This is a genomic window from Rossellomorea aquimaris (genome assembly GCF_000935355.1).
Classification (GTDB): Bacteria; Bacillota; Bacilli; order Bacillales; family Bacillaceae_B; genus Rossellomorea; species Rossellomorea aquimaris_B.
In genome coordinates this window covers 1-615 of sequence record NZ_JXZC01000031.1, presented here as the reverse complement: position 1 = coordinate 615, position 615 = coordinate 1, and the positions used below count along the sequence as shown (strand labels likewise).

1 pseudogene is annotated in these 615 nt (G+C 56.1%); it reads right to left on the bottom strand.

Annotated features, from left to right (window positions below):
- Nucleotides 1–148: 148 nt before the first annotated feature.
- A pseudogene (locus tag TV75_RS20920) lies at nucleotides 149–615 on the bottom strand (IS5-like element IS1384 family transposase); the annotation flags it as partial.

Sequence of the window (615 nt, the reverse complement as noted above, 5' to 3'; positions counted from 1 at the left end):
TAGGGATGGTCTGAAGTAGCCATGTATTTCCCCGGCATACCACCTAGCGCAACTTTTAAACTCGCCAAATGATCAAAAAACAATCAATTCGACGAGTATTTCTTACGTTTTCGCCACCCGGACCCCACTCCGGTGGCCATTTCCCGCATTACAGGCGCACCTCTCCTGCATTCGTCAGTAAATGTCGGCGCGCCATCCACAGGTTCGACAGAGCGAACAGTGTCACCAGTTGCGCCGTGTTTTTGGCCAAGCCGCGAAAGCGCACCTTGGTGTAACCGAACTGGCGCTTGATTACCCGGAACGGATGCTCGACCTTGGCGCGCACCTGAGCCTTGGCCTTTTCAATCTTGCGCTTGGCTTTGTACAGCACGCTGCGCTTATCGAGTTTTTTGTAGGTGCTGCGGCGTGCCGCCACCTGCCAGATAACTTCACGTCCTTCATGCTCGGGCCGCTTTTCGACACCGGTGTAGCCTGCATCGGCGCAGACCACGTTTTCGTCGCCATGCAGCAATTTGTCCACCTGGGTGACATCCGCCACATTGGCCGCCGTGCCCACTACGCTGTGCACCAGACCCGATTCGTCATCGGCGCCGATGTGGGCCTTCATGCCAAAAT